This window comes from Jiella marina (genome assembly GCF_024359545.1).
Classification (GTDB): domain Bacteria; phylum Pseudomonadota; class Alphaproteobacteria; order Rhizobiales; family Rhizobiaceae; genus Jiella.
In genome coordinates this window covers 44,352-61,618 of record NZ_JAKQZG010000015.1, presented here as the reverse complement: position 1 = coordinate 61,618, position 17,267 = coordinate 44,352, and the positions used below count along the sequence as shown (strand labels likewise).

Sequence of the window (17,267 nt, the reverse complement as noted above, 5' to 3'; positions counted from 1 at the left end):
ACAGAGCATGCGTTCTGGTGAAGAAAACGGCATCCAATCGCAAGGTTTATCCAACTTCTACCGATTATTAATAGGGCCATGCGATCGTCTTGGTTCAGAAGTGGAAACTGTGCCCAAGCCCCACGGGTGAGGCCGATCTGAAAGCAAAAATCTGCGACAGGACGCTGTGGTGCGTTCCCGTCTGCAACGATCTTCTTCAACATGCGGGTGAGCAGCATGAAATTCATCGGTAACAGCATCGGATCGGACGCGCAGAACATTCTCGAAGCTGTCGGCAAGACGCTGATCATCGTGGAATTCGACCTCGAGGGGCGCGCCCTGAAGGCGAACCAGATGTTCTTCGACTATTTCGATTATGACCCGAAGACGATTTCCTCGCTCACCCACGCCGCGATGCAGGACCGGGACTACGCCGCCAGCGCGGAATATCGTGATTTCTGGAAGAAGCTCGTGGCCGGGGAGTTCCAGTGGGGCGAACTCAAGCGCCGCAACAAGGCCGGTGACGACGTCTGGCTGCAGGCCTGGTACTACCCGATCCTGGACAGGCGCGGAAAGGTCTACAAGATCGCCAAGCTTGCCTGCGACATCACCTGGGACAAGCTGAAATTCACGGAGATCGACGCCAAGCTCGATGCGATCTCGCGCGGCCAGGCCATGCTCGAATTTTCGCCTTCGGGAGAGATTCTCGCCGCCAATGAAAACGCCCTGAAGCTGCTTGGCTATTCGAGCGACGAGCTCGTCGGCAAGCATCATTCCTGCCTCGTCGAGCCGGAATACGCGCAGAGCCGGGAATATCAGGATTTCTGGCAGAGGATGGCGCGAGGCGAGTACTTCACCGAGGAATTCAAGCGCATCGCCAAGGGCGGACGCGTGATCCACATGCAGGCCTCCTACAATCCCATTCGCGACATGAACGGCAAGGTCCTGAAGGTCGTGAAGTTCGCGAGCGACGTCTCCGACCGGGTGGAAGCCGTCAGTGCGATTGGTGCAGGCCTGACCCGGCTTGCCAATGGCGATTTGACACAACGCATCGAGAAGCAGTTCGCCCCCTCGCTCGATCAGTTGCGGGTCGACTTCAACCACTCGCTGGACAAGCTCGAGAACGTTCTCTCGCAGGTGAACACCACAGCTTCGACGATCAGCGCGGCCAGCGAGGAAATCCGGGTGGCGTCCGACGATCTGGCGCGCCGGACGGAGCAGCAGGCGGCCTCGGTGGAAGAAACCGCCGCAGCGATCGAGGAACTGTCCGGCACCGTCGCCACCTCGACCGCAAGCGCCGAGCAGGCGGGCGCCCTCGTCACGAAGACCAAAGCCGGGGCCGAGAAATCCGGCACCGTGATGCGCAGCGCTGTCACGGCAATGAGCGCGATCGAACAGTCTTCCAACCAGATCGTCAGCATCATCGGCGTCATCGACGAGATCGCCTTCCAGACGAATCTTCTCGCGCTCAATGCCGGCGTCGAGGCCGCGCGAGCCGGCGAGGCGGGCAAGGGCTTTGCCGTGGTCGCGCAGGAAGTCCGGGAACTCGCCCAACGCTCTGCCCATGCGGCCAAGGAGATCAAGTCGCTGATCACGGCGTCTTCCGAGCAGGTCAAGAACGGCGTGTCGCTGGTCAGCGAGACCGGCGAGGCCCTTCAGACGATCGTCGCCGAGGTCCAGGAGATCGACCAGAATGTTCGCGCCATCGTCGAGGGCGCGCGCAATCAGGCCATGGGCCTTGCCGAGATCAGCAAGGCGGTCGGATCGATCGACGAGGGCACGCAGCAGAACGCCACCATGGTCGAGGAGTCGACAGCCGCCTGCCACAATCTCGCTCGCGAGACGCAGGAGCTCGACGAACTGCTGCGCCAGTTCCGCCATTCGGGCACGGGCGCCGCAAGCGCTGCCAACAACGATCGGGCGAGAAAGCCGGCCAATCAGTCCAAGCCCCGTCTCGTTGCCGCCTCAAGCCAAGCAAAAGGCAGAGGCACTACACATTCTCCTGCCCGCGCCTTGATGAGCGACGTCCAGTCGGCCTTCTCAGCCAAGAGCATGGCAGAACCGTCAAACTCCGCATCCACCAGCCCGGATTGGGAAGAATTCTAATGACACCACTAGACAGCGGCACAGCTCAGGCTCAGGCGACGAACGATCCCATCGAGATCATTGCCTTCTTTCTCGGCGAACAGCAATTCTGCGTTCGCACCATTTCGATCCGCGAAATCCGCGGATGGGCGAAATCGACGCCCCTCCCCCACGCCTCGCCGGAAGTGATGGGCATGATGAACCTCCGCGGCGCCGTCATCCCGGTCATCAACACCGCGCGCAAGCTCGGTCTCGGCTGGTCGGAGCCCACCGAACGCAGCGCGATCGTCGTCGCCGAACTCGGCGGTGCGATCTTCGGCCTGATGGTGGACCGCGTCTCCGATATACTGACCTTGGACAGCTCCCTCGTCCAGCCGGTTCCCGAAATGACCTCCGGCTTCGACAAGAGCTATGTCGAGGGCATCATCGCCCATCAGGGCGACATGATCTGCTTCCTCAATCTGGAGCGCATGTTCCCGGAATCGGCCCGCAGCGACTTTGCCGCGTGATTCCGGCAGCGCCGCTCCCGACATTGAGGAACGGCGCTGCGGATTCTTCCAGGGATGTCAGCCGCGCCCGACGAAAGGCATCTGATTCGCCATAACGGTCATGGTGAAGACGTTCGCGTCCAGCGGCAGGCTTGCCATATAGGCCACCGCCCGGCCGATATGGGCGGCATCGATGGTCGGTTCCGGCGCCATCGAACCGTCGGCCTGGGGCACGCCATGGCCCATCTTACCGGTCATCTCGCTGGCGGCATTGCCGATATCGATCTGCCCGACGGCGATGTCGAAGCGACGGCCGTCGAGCGAAGATGACTTTGTCAGTCCGGTGATCGCATGTTTCGTCGCCGTGTAGGGCGCCGAATTCGGCCGCGGCGTCGTCGCCGAGATCGATCCGTTGTTGATGATGCGTCCGCCCTGCGGCGTCTGCGCCTTCATGATGCGGAAGGCCTCCTGCGTGCAGTAGAACGCCCCTGACAGGTTGACGCCGACCGAGGCGTTCCAGTCGGCCTCCGACAGTTCCTCCAGCGGGACTGACGGCGGGAAGATGCCCGCATTGTTGACCAGAAGATCGAGGCGGGAGAACTTGTCCTCCACGGCCTTGAAGAGTGCCGCAACGGATGCGCGGTCTGCCACGTCCGCCGGGACGGGATGAACGGCCGCAGGGTCGATCTCCTGCGCGGCAGCCTCCAGCACCTCCTGCCTGCGGCCGCTGATGACGACGGTGAAGCCGATCTCCACCAAGGCTTTCGTCATCGCCTTGCCGACACCGGTGCCGCCGCCGGTCACCACGGCGATTTTCTCGGCCATGTTCTTTCCCTCCCTGTTGATTGTCGAAGCGTTGTAGCGCCCGCCTTACCGATTGCGAAGCTTGGCAATGGTTCCGCGTGTGGAAATCCGCTCGGGGTCGGTCGCAAGTTCGATCAAGACCGCTCTTCCCGAGGCGCTGGCGCGCTCGAAAGCGGGGAGAAATTCCTCCGTCGTCGTCACCCGTTCCGCATGGCAACCCATGGCCGCGGCAAGCCCGCAAAAGTCGGGATTGATGAGATCCGTGCCGACCACGCGCTCGGGATATTCGCGCTCCTGATGCATGCGGATCGTGCCGTAGGTGCCGTTATTGAAGACGACGATGATTGGCTTTGCGCCGTATTGGGTGGCGGTCGCCAGTTCCATGCCGCTCATCTGGAAACCGCCATCGCCGACGCAGCCGATCACCGTCTGACCGGGATGGCGCAGGGCGGCGGCAACGGCGGCGGGAACCGCATAGCCCATCGCTCCGGCCGTCGATCCGAGCTGGCGGCCCGGGCGGCCGAAATCGAGATAGCGCTGCGGCCAGCCGGTGTGATTGCCGGCGTCGAGGGTGATGATCGCGTCGTCGGGCAGACGTTCGCGGAGTTCGGCGAAGGCCGCCCCGAGATCGAGCGGGCCGGCTTCGCCCTCCGGCACCCTGTCGGCGAGAAATTCTTCGCGCAGTGATCCGCGCCAATTCGCCCATTGCGCCGGTTCGAACCAGCGGGCGTCGGCCAGAACGGCGGCAATCCGGCGTGGCGTCGTGCAAAGGCCGAGTTCAGGCTGATAGACTCGGCCGATTTCGTCAGGTGACGGATGGACGTGAATCACCCGCGCGGCCGGGGTCGGCGCATGGATCGTGGTGTAGGCCTTCGTCGTCATGTCGCCGAGCCGCGCTCCAATGACGAGAAGCACGTCCACCTCCGCCATGCGCCGCACGAGGCTCGGCGAGACCGACGTGCCGAACGCGCCGATGAAGCATTCGCTTCGGGACGAGACGACATCCTGGCGGCGAAACGAACAGGCTGCGGGGAGGCCGTTCGCCTCGGCGAAGGCGGTGATGTCGCGCGCCGCCTCGTCGCTCCAGCCGCTGCCGCCGACGATCATCATCGGGCGCTTCGCCTCGGCCAGAATGGCGCGGATGCGAACGAGATCCCCCGGTGCAGCGGCTGCTTCGACCGCCTCGACCGCCGGCGCATCCGGCCCATCGGCGCTTTCTGTCAGCATGTCTTCCGGCAGCGAGAGAACCACCGGCCCCGGCCGGCCGGACATGGCGGTCCGATAGGCGCGGGCCAGATATTCCGGGATGCGCTCGACGCTGTCGATTTCGGCGACCCATTTAGCGAGTGGGCCGAACATGGCGCGATAGTCGACTTCCTGAAACGCCTCGCGATCGCGGACATCGCGACCGACCTGACCGACGAAGAGGATCATCGGCGTCGAATCCTGAAACGCCGTGTGGACGCCGACAGCCGCATGGCAGGCGCCGGGACCGCGCGTGACGAAGCAGAGTCCAGGCCTTCCCGTCAGCTTGCCATAGGCCTCCGCCATGTTGGCAGCACCCGCCTCGTGCCGGGCATTGATCAGCCGGATGCGGTCGCCGACGTCGTGGAGCGCATCCAGCACGGCGAGATAGCTCTCGCCAGGGACGCAGAAGGCGGTGTCCGCGCCTTGGACCAGCAACTGGTCGACCAGGATCTGCCCGCCGGTCCGCGGCCCGTTCGCACGCTCACTCATCCGTCCCCGCCCTTGGTATTCTGTGCGTGCTCTGTCTACGGCACGCCTTATCCGAAATCGAGCCGCCTGATGCTGGTGACGGCGACGCCCTTCTTTTCCATCCGCTCGACCGCAACTTCCAGCGGCTCGCTCGCCGTCATCATGTGATGGGCATTGGCGTGCAGAAGCGTCTGTCCGTCCTGCATAATGCCCACATGGCCTTTCCAGAACACCAGATCGCCGCGGCGCAGGGCCTCGATGCCGGCGAGCCGCGTGCCGAGCGCGCGCTCCTGCATGTCGGTATCGCGCGGCGCCTGCTGTCCTGCCATCCAGAGACCGAGTTGGACGAGGCCCGAACAGTCGATGCCGAGCGCGCTCTTGCCGCCCCAGAGATAGGGAACGCCGAGAAACGGTTCGGCCGCCGCGACGAAGTCCGGCATCGTTGCTTCGAGGGGCGCGAGGTGCTGGCGCACGACGAAGCCACCCGAGTCGAGTTCGGCGTATTCGGCGTTGTGATCACTCGCCTCGCCGACGATCGCCACCAGCGCTCCCATCGTGAGCGAGCCCACCGGCGGACGCTTGATGTCCGGCTGCGGAAACACCAGCGTGCGCGGCGCGATCACGCGTGCGGTCGGCGGCGGCGCGGTGTCCGGGCCGAGACACGCCACCGGCAGATAGCCCACATAGCCATCCGCTTCGGACTGCACCCAAGCCCAGCCATCGCCACTGTCATCGAACACGCGCACCCGCTCGCCCTTGAGCAGTTCAGTGTCGAGGGATTCCTCCGGCAACGGCCGCCGCCGCACGGGTGCCAGAGGCGACGTGACCCGCGCGAACTCGCCTTCGACGAAGCGCTCGGCCTCCACCCGGCCTTTCAGCCGGATATCAGCGAGGTCGTCCCGATAGGCATTGAGACGCGGATCGAGGGCGTCATCCATGGTCGGCATGTCTCCCTTCTTCCTTCATGCCCCAGCCGCCGGATAGCGGCGCTTCAGCACGGCATAAATCGCTCGGATCGCTTGCGCTTCCCCGCCGACGGGGCCGATCGTGGAGGCCTTCGGACGCCAGCCATAAATGTCGAAGTGCGCCCAGATCCGGGCCTGTTCCACGAAACCCTGGAGGAACAGCGCGGCGGTGATCGAGCCGGCGAAACCGTCGCTGGTGACGTTGTTGGTATCGGCGATCTTGGATGAAAGCCCGTCGGCATAGGGCTGCCACAGCGGCAGCTGCCAGACCGGGTCCGCCACGTCGATCGAGGCTTCGGCAAGCGCCTCGGCGAAGGCGTCGTCGGCCGTGTAGAAGGGCGGAACGTCGGGTCCGAGCGCCACCCGCGCTGCCCCGGTCAGGGTCGCCATGTCGATCAGGAGTTCCGGCTCCTCCTCGTCGGCGAGCGTCAGGGCGTCGGCGAGCACCAGACGCCCCTCGGCGTCGGTATTGCCGATCTCGACCGTCTTGCCCTTGCGGCTGGGCAGCACGTCCCCCGGCCGAAAGGCCGAGCCGGATACGGCGTTCTCGACCGCCGGCACGAGAACGCGCAGCCGGACATCCAGCTTGCTCGCCATGATAATGCGGGCCAGGCCGAGGACATTGGCCGAACCGCCCATATCCTTCTTCATCAGGAGCATCGCCGAGGAAGGCTTGAGGTCCAGGCCACCAGTGTCGAAGATGACCCCCTTGCCGACCAGCGTGACCTTGGGTGCGTCGGCGCGTCCCCAGGAAAAGTCGATCAGCCGCGGCGCGCTGGCGCTGGCACGCCCGACGGCATGGATCATGGGGAAGTTCGACGCGATCAAATCGTCACCGCGGGTGACCTTGAACTCGGCACCGAATTCGCCGGCGAGTTTGCGGGCCTCTGCTTCCAGTTCGGCAGGGCCGAGATCGTTGGCAGGTGTGTTGATCAGATCGCGGGCGAGGAAACAGCCAGCGGCGATCCGCTCGGCTTCGGCGATATCCGCGCCTTCGCCGGCGCAATAGCTGGTCTCGCCCCCGGTTTCGGCTGACTTCGCGCCCTTGTAGCGCGTGAAGCGATAGCCGCCGAGGAGAGTCGCCAGGGCCCCGAGCGTCGGGTCGCCCGCCTCGTCCACTCCATCCTGCGATGCGAGAGCCCAATCGCCTGCCGGCAGATTGTTGGCAAGGGCGCCGAACAGAAGCGGCAGACGCTTGGCTGCGACCTTGCCTTCCGGCTTCTTGCCGAGCCCGAGCAAGGCCGAAGCCGGTGCACCGACCTCGCCCGGGACAATCAGCACCGAGCTCGCATCGCCCGAAAACCGCATCGTCTTCGCCCAGTGCTGCTCGGCCTCGGACAAGTGATCGAGTGCACCGGAAAAGACGGGTCGGACCGGACGGGCCGATGCGCTGGACTCGGACGAAAGCGTGATGGGCATTGCTGCGTGTTCCTTCAACCGGATCGGGCGACGATAGGAGAATGGCGCCATGCCTGGCGCGCCACGACCGCGTAGAGCCCGATCAAAGAGGGCGTATTAACCGGTCGTTAGGGTTAACAAAATACTTTCCTCCGAGAAATCGGCCCGACGCGGCCGCGCCTTGAGACTTGAATTGGAGGAATGGACCCATGGCCGCTTGCGACGCACGTTCCATGCCGCGCCTGAAGCGGACTCTTCTTGCCGCCGCGGCGATCGGATTCATGGGGCTGCAGGGCTGTGCATCGGTCTCCAACGAGACGACCGGCTCGATCAATCGGGCGGACTCGGGTCGGTCCGTCGCCTCGATGTCGACCAATGAATTGCAAGGCGTCGTGCGGTCCTATGGCGCGGCCTATGAGCGGACCCCGAAGGACAAGGGCGTCGGCCTCTCCTACGCAGCGGTCCTGCAGATGGCGGGGCGCAACGATCAGTCGCTCGCGGTGATGCAGCAGGTGGCGATCGCCCATCCGAAGGACCGTGACGTCCTCTCGGCCTATGGCAAGGCGCTGGCGGCAGCCGGCAATCTGCCCAAGGCGCTCGAGACGATCCGCCGCGCCCAGACGCCGGATCAGCCCGACTGGCGGCTCTTCTCGGCCGAAGGTGCGATCCTCGATCAGATGGGCCATTCGGACAAGGCTCGCGTGCTTTACAGAAAAGCGCTGGACATCAAGCCGAACGAGCCGACGGTGCTGTCGAATCTCGGCATGTCATACATTTTGACCAATGATCTCGCCTCGGCGGAATCGTCTTTGCGTGCTGCTGTCACGCAGCCTGGAAGCGACAGCCGCGTCCGACAGAATCTCGCCTTGGTCGTCGGCCTGCAGGGACGCTTCGACGAAGCCAAGCAGATCGCCTCAGCGGAGCTCTCACCCGACGCCGCCGAAGCCAATGTCGCCTATCTCAAGCAAATGCTTTCACAGCAAGATACGTGGTCGGCGCTGAAGAAGAAGGACAGCCAGCGCGGCTGACGCGCATCGCACACGGCACCGCGCCGAAGCCAGCGAGCGCTCAGGCGCGGTTCCGCCAGGCGCTGGAAAGCGGGGCCGAGCCACCGCTCGGTGCGGGAACGGGCCGTGCCCGCCGCCAAGGCTCACTCCGAGAAGACGATTCCCGGCTTTCGAATTCGGCTGCAAAGGGTTCAGGGGTCCACAGGGCCGCCCGGAGCCTCTCGACTTCCGATCGCTCCGCGGAACCGGGATCCCGCATCAGAACAGGGGCCTCAGCGCGATCTTCGGCCTGCGGATGCAATTCCGCATAGATGCGGTTTGCTTCCGCCCAATGCTCGTGCTCGCGACCACTCGGTCGCCCTTCCCGCTCCCAGATCTGATAAGCCAGTGCACGGATCTCCGCCGCCTCGTCGATCCTCGGCATGCCCAAAACCTCCCTTCGAAACCACAGCCTTCTGCTTCGGGCGAAGCCGGCTGCAAAGCGGAAATGGCTTTGTGTTTAAAAGGTTGCATCGAAATGCAACAAAAATCGGAGCAGCCAGTCAGGCCGAAATATTTCTCAAGTTCAGTTATTTTCTTCGGACCGCCGGCGTGCCTCGTTTGCCGCAGCAAGACTTTCCGAAGCGTCACGCGCTATCTGGAGACTAGGCGGAAAACAACAACGCTCCCGCGATGACTAGCAGCCAGAACGCAATCGCGCCTGCCAGAACGGTATCTTCGGCTCTTCCATAATCCATCAACATAGGACCTCCCTGCCTCGCCGTTTCCGGCGAAGCGGTTTGGCCGCATCCAGCGATGGACATATGTCTTTGAAATCAAACGGCAATACTGATGGCGAAAATGTGTCGCGGCCTTGGACTGCCAATAGCGACCGGCTATTTTCGCTCAGGTGGAGCGCAGCCGGCCTTCAAAACAGCCTGGCGCTGGTCAGACGCCCGCACCTGCCGGGACCAGACGATCGAAGGTCGAGCGGACCTCGTCCAGGCGTTCGATGACGGCGTCCGCCCCAAGTTCTTCCGGCGAGAGCGCCGTATAGCCGCCTGTCACGACGACCACGGAGATCTCGGCAGCCTTCGCTGCGGCGACGTCGTTTTCGCTGTCGCCGATGAAGACGACGTCCCCGATCGAAAGGCCGAGCGTCTCGCAGGCGTGGAGCAGCAGACCGGGCTCGGGCTTCTTCGGTGGACCGGCATCGCCGCCGACCACGACATCCATGTGGTCGACCAGACCGAAGTGCCTGAGGATCGCGGCGGTCGCCTGGCCGGGCTTGTTGGTGACGACCCCCACTCGACGACCTTCAGCCTTCAGCGAACCGACGATCTCCGCGGCACCCGGAAACAGCCGGGTCAGTTCGGTGCTGCGCGGCTCGTAGAGGGCGAGAAAGCGATCGACGAGACGATCGAGTTCCGCCGGCTCGAGCGACTTGTCCAAGGCCGCATAGGCCCGCTCGATCAGTTTCGGCACGCCGGCACCAATCATCCGGGTAACGGCTTCGAGGCTGAAGGTCGGTTCGCCCTCGCCTTCAAGGGTCTGGTTGAGCGCGGCATGGATGTCGGGCGCCGAATGAACCAGCGTTCCGTCGAGATCGAACAGGACCGCCTTCGGCCAAGCGGGTGAAACCATCAGGCGGCATCCTTCCACTTGATCGAACAGCCGATGGACGGGGTCTGCTCGCTTGGCCCCTCCCCCGTTTCCGCCACCTGACGCATGGCGTTGAACAGTTCACGCTCGGTGCCCTCTGGGGCCTGCTCCTTGCGCGAGGCATCGATGCGACCACGATATTGCAGCTTCAGATCCCCGTTGAAGCCGAAGAAGTCCGGAGTGCATACAGCTTCGTATGCCCGCGCGACGCTTTGGTCTTCGTCGTAGAGATAGGGAAAGCCGAAGCCATGCACTTCCGCAAAGCGCTTCATGTTGTCGAAGGAGTCCTGCGGATAGGTCTCGACGTCGTTGGACGAGATCGCCACCGTGTTGATGCCGAGCGCTTCCAGCTCGCGGGCATCGCGCACGAGCCGGTCGATCACCGCTTTTACATAGGGGCAGTGATTGCAGATGAAGGCGACAAGCAGGCCGTTCTCGCCCTTGTGGTCGAACAGACGGTGCTTCTTGCCGTCGACGCCGATCAGTTCGGCGTCCTTCGCCGGCCAGCCGAAGTCGCAGATCGGTGGTTGTGCCGCCATCCTGGTCTCCTCCATTCATGTCCGGTGCCAGGCGACAAGATGGGGCTCTGACCGGCAATGAAAAGCGTGCACCGCGTAAGACCAGCCTGTCCAGGTATCAGGAACGCAAGGCCGGACCCGCCTTATCGACCTTGCGGCTCAGCGAGGGAGAGGAATGGATGGGCTCGCATGTGTCGCTGCAGGCGATCAGATGGGCTGCTTGCGCTCACTCGGCCATTCGCAGCGCCACCGTTTCACGGACCATTGCGGGTGATCGCCCGCCCACGCGGCCACATAGGGAGACGACAGCATCATGCACTGGGCGCTCGTCGCCCGGGCCTGATAGCTCAGGCGCTCCTCTTTGCAATTCGCCGGATTGGCAACCATGCAGACGGTCAGAACGAGATCAATCATCGAACCTGTGATCCTCCATGCATCGACGGCACCCAGCCGTCACTCCTGTCTCAGAGGTTCGCAGATGATAGAGCGAGGGATGCATGATCGCATCGCTCGAGGCGCGCGACATAAGCGCCCATCGTAGATTGTAAGGATGACTTGCGAAAAGCCGGCCTCGCTGCGAGCGAAACCGGCTTTTCCCATTACAGCGGCAGGAAAATCTCGCCGAGACCCAGCACCGCCGTATCACCGCCGAGGCGACGCATCGCCATGTCCTCGAAGGGCACCGAGCCCACCTCACCGGCGCTGAAGCTTCGCGCCATCACCTTGAGGATGAGGAGATCGGCCGGGCCATTGTCGAGGAAAGTCGGCGCGAACCGCTCCGCTCCGCCGGCCAGGATGAGTGTTCCCCGCTTCATCAGGCGTCCGGGCGTTCCCGCAGCCCTGCCGCCGACGATCAACGTTCCGGCGATCATCCGGCTACCGGCATCCGGCCCCGCATCGCCTGCGACAGAGATCGTGCCCCGGCGCATGCGGTCAGCCGCTCGGGCACCGGCCTTGCCGCCAACCTTGATGGTGCCGCCTTCCATGCCGGATCTCTCGCCAGCCAAGGGCGCTCCGAGGCGTTCGCCGGCATCGCCGCGAATGTCGATCACGCCGCCGCCCATCACCGAACCGGCATATCCGCCGACCGAGCCGGTGACCGTGATTCGTCCGCCCGTCATGGCGCGACCGAGCCGCACACCCGCGTCGCCATCGACGATGATCTCGCCCGTTTCCATCGCCTCGCCAACGCGGTCGAAGCGCTCCGACCCGCCTTCAAAGCGGATCGAGGCCGGATCGTCGCCGGACAGATCGAACATGTCGCCGACGCGGACCGTTTCGCGCGTCGTCCCGATCGCCAATGCGGCGATCTCGCTCGCCGAGAGGCCGGCCAGACGACCGGCGGTCAGGCCGGAAAGATCCAGGCGCTGCTCCGGCTCGGCTTTCTTGCGAAAGGTCAGCCCGGTCATGGCGCGAGTTCCTTCAGATGAAAATGATGCGGTCCGAGATTGCCGCCGTAATTGCCGGCGCCGATTCTCAGCGCGCCCTCTTCCGGCCCGAGATCGACCACCGCCTTCATGCCGGCCCGCATGGCGTTCGACACCGCGTCCGCGGTCAGCCCGTCGATCACGATCTCAAGCACCGAACCAATTTCGGGACCAAGCGCGGAATCCGTGACGCCCTTCAGCGTCGGACAATAGGCGTCGTTGGTGGAGGCCATCATGCCCTTGTATTTGCCGCCAACCTTGGAGCCGGAGCGCACGATGCCTCCGGGAAACGGCATGATCACGTCGCGGACATTGCGCATGGCGGCGACCGCCGCCTCCGAAGCCCTCAACGCCTGATCCACCGTGCGGGCCATCAGCAACAGATTACCGCCGCCGACCCCGTCGCCCGTCACGCCGGTCTTCGCCTCGCAGAGGAATTCGCCTTCCATCACCGGCATGCGCCAGAAATGCTTGTCCTCGAACTTTTTCGAAATCTGCCAGCCATCGGCGAAATAGCGAATGGCCGATCCGAGATCGATCGACTGTTCCGTATCGAGATCGGCATAGCAGGCCGCCGTCGGGCAGGTCAGGATGCACTGGCCGAGGCGCGTCGTCACCTGCTTCTCGAGTCCGCCGGGATCGAAGCCGAAGAACAGGACCCGGACGCCCGGCCGGCCGTCGCGGGTCTCGTCGGGCGACAGCAACCGCTCGATCCCGCCCTCGCAGCCGCAGGCGATGACCGAGGTCGCGAAACCGGTCATCGTCGTCGCCGCCTGAAGCGCCCATTTCTCGTTGACGGCGGTGATCTGGATCGCCGTGCCGCTCATCGGAAAGGCTTCGGCGAAACTGTCGTCGATCGAAATCCCGTTCACGACCATCGGTTCGCTCAACTCCGGCATGGCACCACCTTGAAGGGATCGGTCCGGCCGATGGCGTGCTCTGGCACCTCTAACCAGCGCGCGGGGATCCCGTATTTTTCGTCGAAATAGCGATCAAGCCGGCTCTTCATCGCCTTGTCGGCTTCCGGCCGCAGGGTCAGGGCCCGCCCGTAGCGCCGCTTGACCACGCTGCCGTCCTTCACGACCAGTTCGCCGTCCTTCAGCACATAGGCCGCCTTGCCGAACATCGCGGTCTTGTCCTCGCCCGGCCGGTAGATGGCGATATCGGCGACCGCGCCCTCGCCGAGATGGCCGCGATCCGTCGTGCCCAAAAGCCGGGCGGGCGCCGCCCGGGTCATGGTCGCGATCTCGTTCAACGTATATTCGCGCTCGATCTCGCCGAGCGTCGTCATCTTGGCGACCGCCTTCGGTAGCGCGTCGAGCCAACGCTGACGCACGCCGCGATCCATCAGAAGCGCAAAGATGTCGGGATAGGTCGTGAATGGCGCGCCGTTGGGATGGTCGGTGGTGAAGAACACCTGGGCCGGATTCTCGATCAGCAGGAAGAGCTCCAGCCCGATCGCCCATTGCAGCGCGTTGAAGAAGCTCTTTTCCTTGTAGTTCATCGGCACCACGCCGCCGCCATTGGCCTCGTGATCGAAGATGACGCTCTTCTTCGGGCTCGCCTGCCCGCGCCCGGCGAACTGGCGCAGCTCGTCGGAGGAGATCGTCACCGTCTGGCCGAACATCACCTGGCCGATATCGACGGTGACTTCCGGCGCGGCATTCACGAGTTCGGCCAGCTGCTGCCCGCGGGAGGAAAAGCGGCGCTTGCCTTCGGTGCCATAACCATAGAACTGGATGTGGGCGAGGTGCAGCGGATCGCCCTCGGCCGCGCGGATCGTCGCCTCGATCGAATCGGAGGAATCGCCGGGCACGCCCAGATTGTTGCAATGAACGTGCAGCGGATGCGGGATGCCGAGATCGCCCACCGCTTTCTGCAGCGTCTTGACGATCTGGCGCGAAGAGACGCCGTAGTCCGGCACGACATCGTCGAAATCGAACTTGCGGACATTTTCCTTGAAGGCCGCCGAACCACCCGCGTTGATGCATTTCACGCCAAGCGCGCGGGACGACGAAACCGTCCAGGCGACATAGTCGGCGATGGCACTCTCGCTTTCGCCCTCGCGGATCATCGTCATCAGGAGATCGTCATTGCCGAGGACGACGAGCGTCGCCTTGTCGATGATCGGCGTATCGGCGAGTTCCAGATGGGCATGAAGGGCCGCGGTCGGCGCCATGGCTGGCTCGACCACCGTCGTGAAGCCCATCTCGGCGTAACGCAGGCCGGTTTCCTCGGTCGTCCATCCGACCTTGGAGAGCGACGTCAAGCCGGGTCGCGCCTGAAACGCCTGATGATATTCCGGCAGAAGCAGGCGGGCCGTGTTCACATGGCCGCCGGCGATATGGGAGTGGATGTCGATCGCACCCGCCATCACCACGAGGCCGCTGCAGTCGATCTCTTCGTCTGCCGCGGTGCCCGATGGGGGCGGCGCGACGACCACGCCGTCCTTGACGAACAGATCGCCGACCGCGTCGCGATCATTGGCCGGATCGACGACATGGCCGTTCTTGAGCCGTGTCAGCATTATGAGTGTTTCCTCCAGGCCGCCATCGTCATGCCGCCTTCGCGACCGCGCCGAGCTCGGCCGTCAGGTCTTCGAGCAGGGTTGCGACGGTCGGCAAATCACTTGCCGCCCCTTCGCCGCCGGATGATGCGGAGACGGGGACGAAGCTTCCGAACCGCGGTTCGTAGAGAACGCCGTCATGGTCGCGGCCGGGTTTTGCAACCGCGAAGGCCACGGCAGGCGCGTCTCCGCTCGAGGGAGGCTCACACGACAAGACGATGCTTGTGGCCGAACTTGCGGGCGCATTGCCCTCACCTTCGAGCGCGTCGATCCAGATCGTCAGGTCCGTCTCGCCCCCGACAAGCTGTCTGCTGGCCGCGTAAAGGGCCGGATCATGCTGAACGACCTCGGTCCCCAAATTCACGCGCAACGGATAGCCGCTCGACCACGTGGCGTAGAGCGCGGCACCGAAGGCATCCGGCACGGCCAGAATCGGCACTGTGCTGAACCGGGTCTCGGCGTTGAGATCGGACACAAGACCGAGAAGTTGCTCGGTGCCGAGTTCACCCAGTTCCTCCGGCGCGAAAATCACGCAGCCGAAACCGGCGTGCTTCAGGAATTCGGCAATTCTCCCGAGCTCTTCCTCAGCGACCGGACCTTTGCCAAGCCGGTGACCAGCCAGTTGAGCCCGCAGCAGGCCGAGGAGATCGATGAGATCGTCGGCCTCGCAGGCGATTCGGGTTACGTCCGCCCCTTCCAAGGATGCGGCTCCGTTTGAGCCGATCGCCATGATGCCCCGTTTCGACGCGCGGGTTCTCACCCCTAGATCGGGCTCGCCCTCGACCACCCAACGCACCAGATCGCCGCCAGTCTCAAGCGCACGATCCCCGACGATCAGGATCTTGTCGGCGCGCCTGCGCATCTCGGCCGGCGCGCCAAGAAATGCACCGCTGTCGCGCAGCGCCGTAACCAGCGGGTAGACCGCGTCCGAGTCGCAGTGATCGACCACACCGCCACAGCGACGCGCCAGATCGAATGCGGTGCGAAGACCCGCCACATCCGTCCGCAGCCCGGCAATCAAGGGTTGCCTGGACTTGCCGATCAATCCCGCCGCTGCCTGGAGAGCGTCTTCCCGGGTCGCCGGTTTACCGTCGATCCACGCTATGTCCACGAGATCTCGCTTTCTGTGCCCGGCGGCAACGTACCGCCCCGGCCCACAAGGTCAAATGCCAATTTCGGCCGCATCACGATTTGTCGTATTTGATGTAGGCGAAGCGCGGATCGTCCGGTGTTCCCTGAAGCGGGCCGTCCTCCTTGCCGGGCTGCCACATGACGACCTGCTCGATCATCTTCGCCAGCGCGAAATCCGATTCGGTGATCCCCTTGGCCGCGTGGTTCATCAGCCGAACCTCGACCCAGGCGTAAGATGCCGTGATGTCGGGGTGGTGGAAGGCGGCCTCCGCCAGATGGCCGACGGCGTTGATCACCATCAGCGTACCCTTCCAGCTCGCGGTCTTGTAGGTCCGCCGGATCCAGCCGTCTTCCAATCGCCAGGTCGGCAACTCTGCCTTGAGGCGCTCTTCGACTTCCGCGTCGGAAAATGTCTTGGCAGCCATGGTGATTTCTCCCTTGCCCCACTGTGTCGAGCCACAATAATAGGGCACGGGGCATCGCAAGAGCAGGGTATTTTTTTGATCGACGACGTCGTCACCGTCTGCGCGCCCGCCCGCCTTCATCTGGGATTCCTCGATCCCGGCGGCTCTCTCGGTCGCCGTTTCGGGGGCATCGGGCTCGCGCTCGAGGAGCCGACGACGCGGGTCGCGATTCGCAGGGCTTTCGCCGATACCGTCGACGGTCCCCATGCCGAACGCGCAGCCGATTATCTCGATCGCATGCGCAAGGGCCTCGATTTGACGGGTCAGTACGATCTGCAAATCGTGTCCGCCATGCCGGCCCATTCCGGTCTCGGCTCGGGCACGCAGCTCGCGCTCGCCGTGGCCTGCGGTCTGCGCAGGCTGGAAGGTCGCAACCTCGATCCGGCACGTGATGCGGCTCTGCTCGGCCGGGGCAACCGCTCGGGCCTCGGCGCCTCCTTCGTCACCGGCGGCGGCGTCGCCGTCGATGGCGGCAAAGGCCAGTCGGACCTGCCGCCGCCGCTCGTCGCTCGCATGCCGTTTCCTGAGTCCTGGCGGGCCATCCTCGTCATGGATCCGCGCGACGAAGGATTTCACGGCCAGGCCGAGCTCGACGCCTTTGCCGACCTGCCGCTCTTCGCCGAAGCGGATGCCGCCCGGATCTGCCAACTCGTTCTGCTGCTGGCGCTTCCGGGACTGGCCGAAAGCGATCTGCCAGCCTTCGGCGCCGCGATTTCGGAGATCCAGGAGATCGTCGGTCAGCATTTCGCGCCGGCGCAGGGCGGGGTCTTCACCAGTGCGAAGGTCGGCCGCGTCTGCGGCTGGCTGGCAGACCATGGCGCCCACGGGATCGGCCAGAGTTCCTGGGGCCCGACCGGCTTCGCCTTCGCCGAGTCCCCCGAGTTCGCCGAACGGCTGGTGGCGGAACTCCGCGACCTCGACATTGCTGCAGGTCTGGAGATCCGCATCGTCGCCGGCCGAAACCACGGGATCGAGATCGCCCGGAGCCCGGCCCTGGCGAGACGATCCGGCTCCGGCTGACCTGTACTTTTCGCCGTTGCGCCCGAGACTTCAGCGCAGCGCAACCCATACGAACGAC

At 64.3% G+C, this 17,267-nt stretch carries 17 protein-coding genes; 4 read left to right on the top strand and 13 right to left on the bottom strand.

The window, feature by feature from the left end; translation table 11 throughout:
* The first annotated feature begins 216 nt into the window (after positions 1 to 216).
* Both MF134_RS21040 and MF134_RS21035 read left to right on the top strand, forming a co-directional pair.
* Positions 217 to 2,085, top strand: coding sequence for a methyl-accepting chemotaxis protein (locus MF134_RS21040; protein ID WP_255341379.1), 1,869 nt, complete (start codon positions 217 to 219; stop codon positions 2,083 to 2,085).
* Entirely contained in the window at positions 2,085 to 2,573 is a 489-nt protein-coding gene (locus MF134_RS21035; protein WP_255341378.1) for a chemotaxis protein CheW, read from the top strand. The genes MF134_RS21040 and MF134_RS21035 overlap by 1 nt, the downstream gene beginning before the upstream one ends.
* A gap of 57 nt (positions 2,574 to 2,630) precedes the next feature.
* Here MF134_RS21035 and MF134_RS21030 read toward each other — a convergent pair whose 3' ends face one another.
* The 4 genes from MF134_RS21030 to MF134_RS21015 are packed head-to-tail and all read right to left on the bottom strand — an operon-like array spanning position 2,631 to position 7,456.
* On the bottom strand, positions 2,631 to 3,377 hold the full coding sequence (locus MF134_RS21030) for an SDR family oxidoreductase (protein ID WP_255341377.1): 747 nt from the start codon (positions 3,375 to 3,377) through the stop codon (positions 2,631 to 2,633).
* 45 nt (positions 3,378 to 3,422) lie between these two features.
* On the bottom strand, positions 3,423 to 5,093 hold the full coding sequence (locus tag MF134_RS21025; RefSeq protein ID WP_255341376.1) for a thiamine pyrophosphate-binding protein: 1,671 nt from the start codon (positions 5,091 to 5,093) through the stop codon (positions 3,423 to 3,425).
* Between the two features lie 47 nt (positions 5,094 to 5,140).
* A complete protein-coding gene (locus MF134_RS21020; RefSeq protein WP_255341465.1) occupies positions 5,141 to 6,010 on the bottom strand; it encodes a C40 family peptidase in 870 nt (289 codons plus the stop codon).
* Positions 6,011 to 6,034: 24 nt separating this feature from the next.
* A complete protein-coding gene (locus tag MF134_RS21015) occupies positions 6,035 to 7,456 on the bottom strand; it encodes a leucyl aminopeptidase family protein (protein ID WP_255341375.1) in 1,422 nt (473 codons plus the stop codon).
* Between the two features lie 188 nt (positions 7,457 to 7,644).
* Between MF134_RS21015 and MF134_RS21010 the strand changes: the two genes are divergently transcribed.
* Positions 7,645 to 8,463: a tetratricopeptide repeat protein gene (locus tag MF134_RS21010; RefSeq protein ID WP_457590042.1), complete on the top strand. Its 819-nt coding sequence runs from the start codon at positions 7,645 to 7,647 to the stop codon at positions 8,461 to 8,463.
* Positions 8,464 to 8,503: 40 nt separating this feature from the next.
* Here MF134_RS21010 and MF134_RS21005 read toward each other — a convergent pair whose 3' ends face one another.
* The 9 genes from MF134_RS21005 to MF134_RS20965 form a co-directional block, all read right to left on the bottom strand.
* Positions 8,504 to 8,866 (bottom strand): DUF2934 domain-containing protein, encoded by a 363-nt coding sequence (locus MF134_RS21005; protein WP_255341374.1) that lies wholly within the window; start codon positions 8,864 to 8,866, stop codon positions 8,504 to 8,506.
* A gap of 503 nt (positions 8,867 to 9,369) precedes the next feature.
* Entirely contained in the window at positions 9,370 to 10,065 is a 696-nt protein-coding gene (gene gph / locus MF134_RS21000; protein ID WP_255341373.1) for a phosphoglycolate phosphatase, read from the bottom strand.
* Positions 10,065 to 10,622, bottom strand: a complete 558-nt coding sequence (locus MF134_RS20995) for a thioredoxin family protein (RefSeq protein WP_255341372.1) — start codon at positions 10,620 to 10,622, stop codon at positions 10,065 to 10,067. Before MF134_RS20995 ends, gph begins: the two co-directional genes overlap by 1 nt.
* Before the next feature lie 186 nt (positions 10,623 to 10,808).
* Complete coding sequence (locus tag MF134_RS20990; RefSeq protein ID WP_255341371.1) at positions 10,809 to 11,015, bottom strand: hypothetical protein; 207 nt, start codon at positions 11,013 to 11,015, stop codon at positions 10,809 to 10,811.
* A gap of 185 nt (positions 11,016 to 11,200) precedes the next feature.
* Positions 11,201 to 12,010, bottom strand: coding sequence for a formylmethanofuran dehydrogenase subunit C (locus MF134_RS20985; protein WP_255341370.1), 810 nt, complete (start codon positions 12,008 to 12,010; stop codon positions 11,201 to 11,203).
* Entirely contained in the window at positions 12,007 to 12,927 is a 921-nt protein-coding gene (gene fhcD / locus MF134_RS20980; RefSeq protein WP_255341369.1) for a formylmethanofuran--tetrahydromethanopterin N-formyltransferase, read from the bottom strand. Before fhcD ends, MF134_RS20985 begins: the two co-directional genes overlap by 4 nt.
* Positions 12,915 to 14,555, bottom strand: coding sequence for a formylmethanofuran dehydrogenase subunit A (locus MF134_RS20975; protein ID WP_255341368.1), 1,641 nt, complete (start codon positions 14,553 to 14,555; stop codon positions 12,915 to 12,917). Before MF134_RS20975 ends, fhcD begins: the two co-directional genes overlap by 13 nt.
* A gap of 28 nt (positions 14,556 to 14,583) precedes the next feature.
* A complete protein-coding gene (locus tag MF134_RS20970) occupies positions 14,584 to 15,705 on the bottom strand; it encodes a molybdopterin-binding domain-containing protein (protein WP_255341367.1) in 1,122 nt (373 codons plus the stop codon).
* A gap of 73 nt (positions 15,706 to 15,778) precedes the next feature.
* Positions 15,779 to 16,150: a 4a-hydroxytetrahydrobiopterin dehydratase gene (locus tag MF134_RS20965; protein ID WP_255341366.1), complete on the bottom strand. Its 372-nt coding sequence runs from the start codon at positions 16,148 to 16,150 to the stop codon at positions 15,779 to 15,781.
* A gap of 75 nt (positions 16,151 to 16,225) precedes the next feature.
* Here MF134_RS20965 and MF134_RS20960 point away from each other — a divergent pair, with 75 nt between their 5' ends.
* The gene (locus MF134_RS20960) at positions 16,226 to 17,209 is read left to right on the top strand and encodes a beta-ribofuranosylaminobenzene 5'-phosphate synthase family protein (protein ID WP_304363844.1); all 984 of its coding nucleotides are present in this window, start codon (positions 16,226 to 16,228) and stop codon (positions 17,207 to 17,209) included.
* The last annotated feature ends 58 nt before the right edge of the window (positions 17,210 to 17,267 follow it).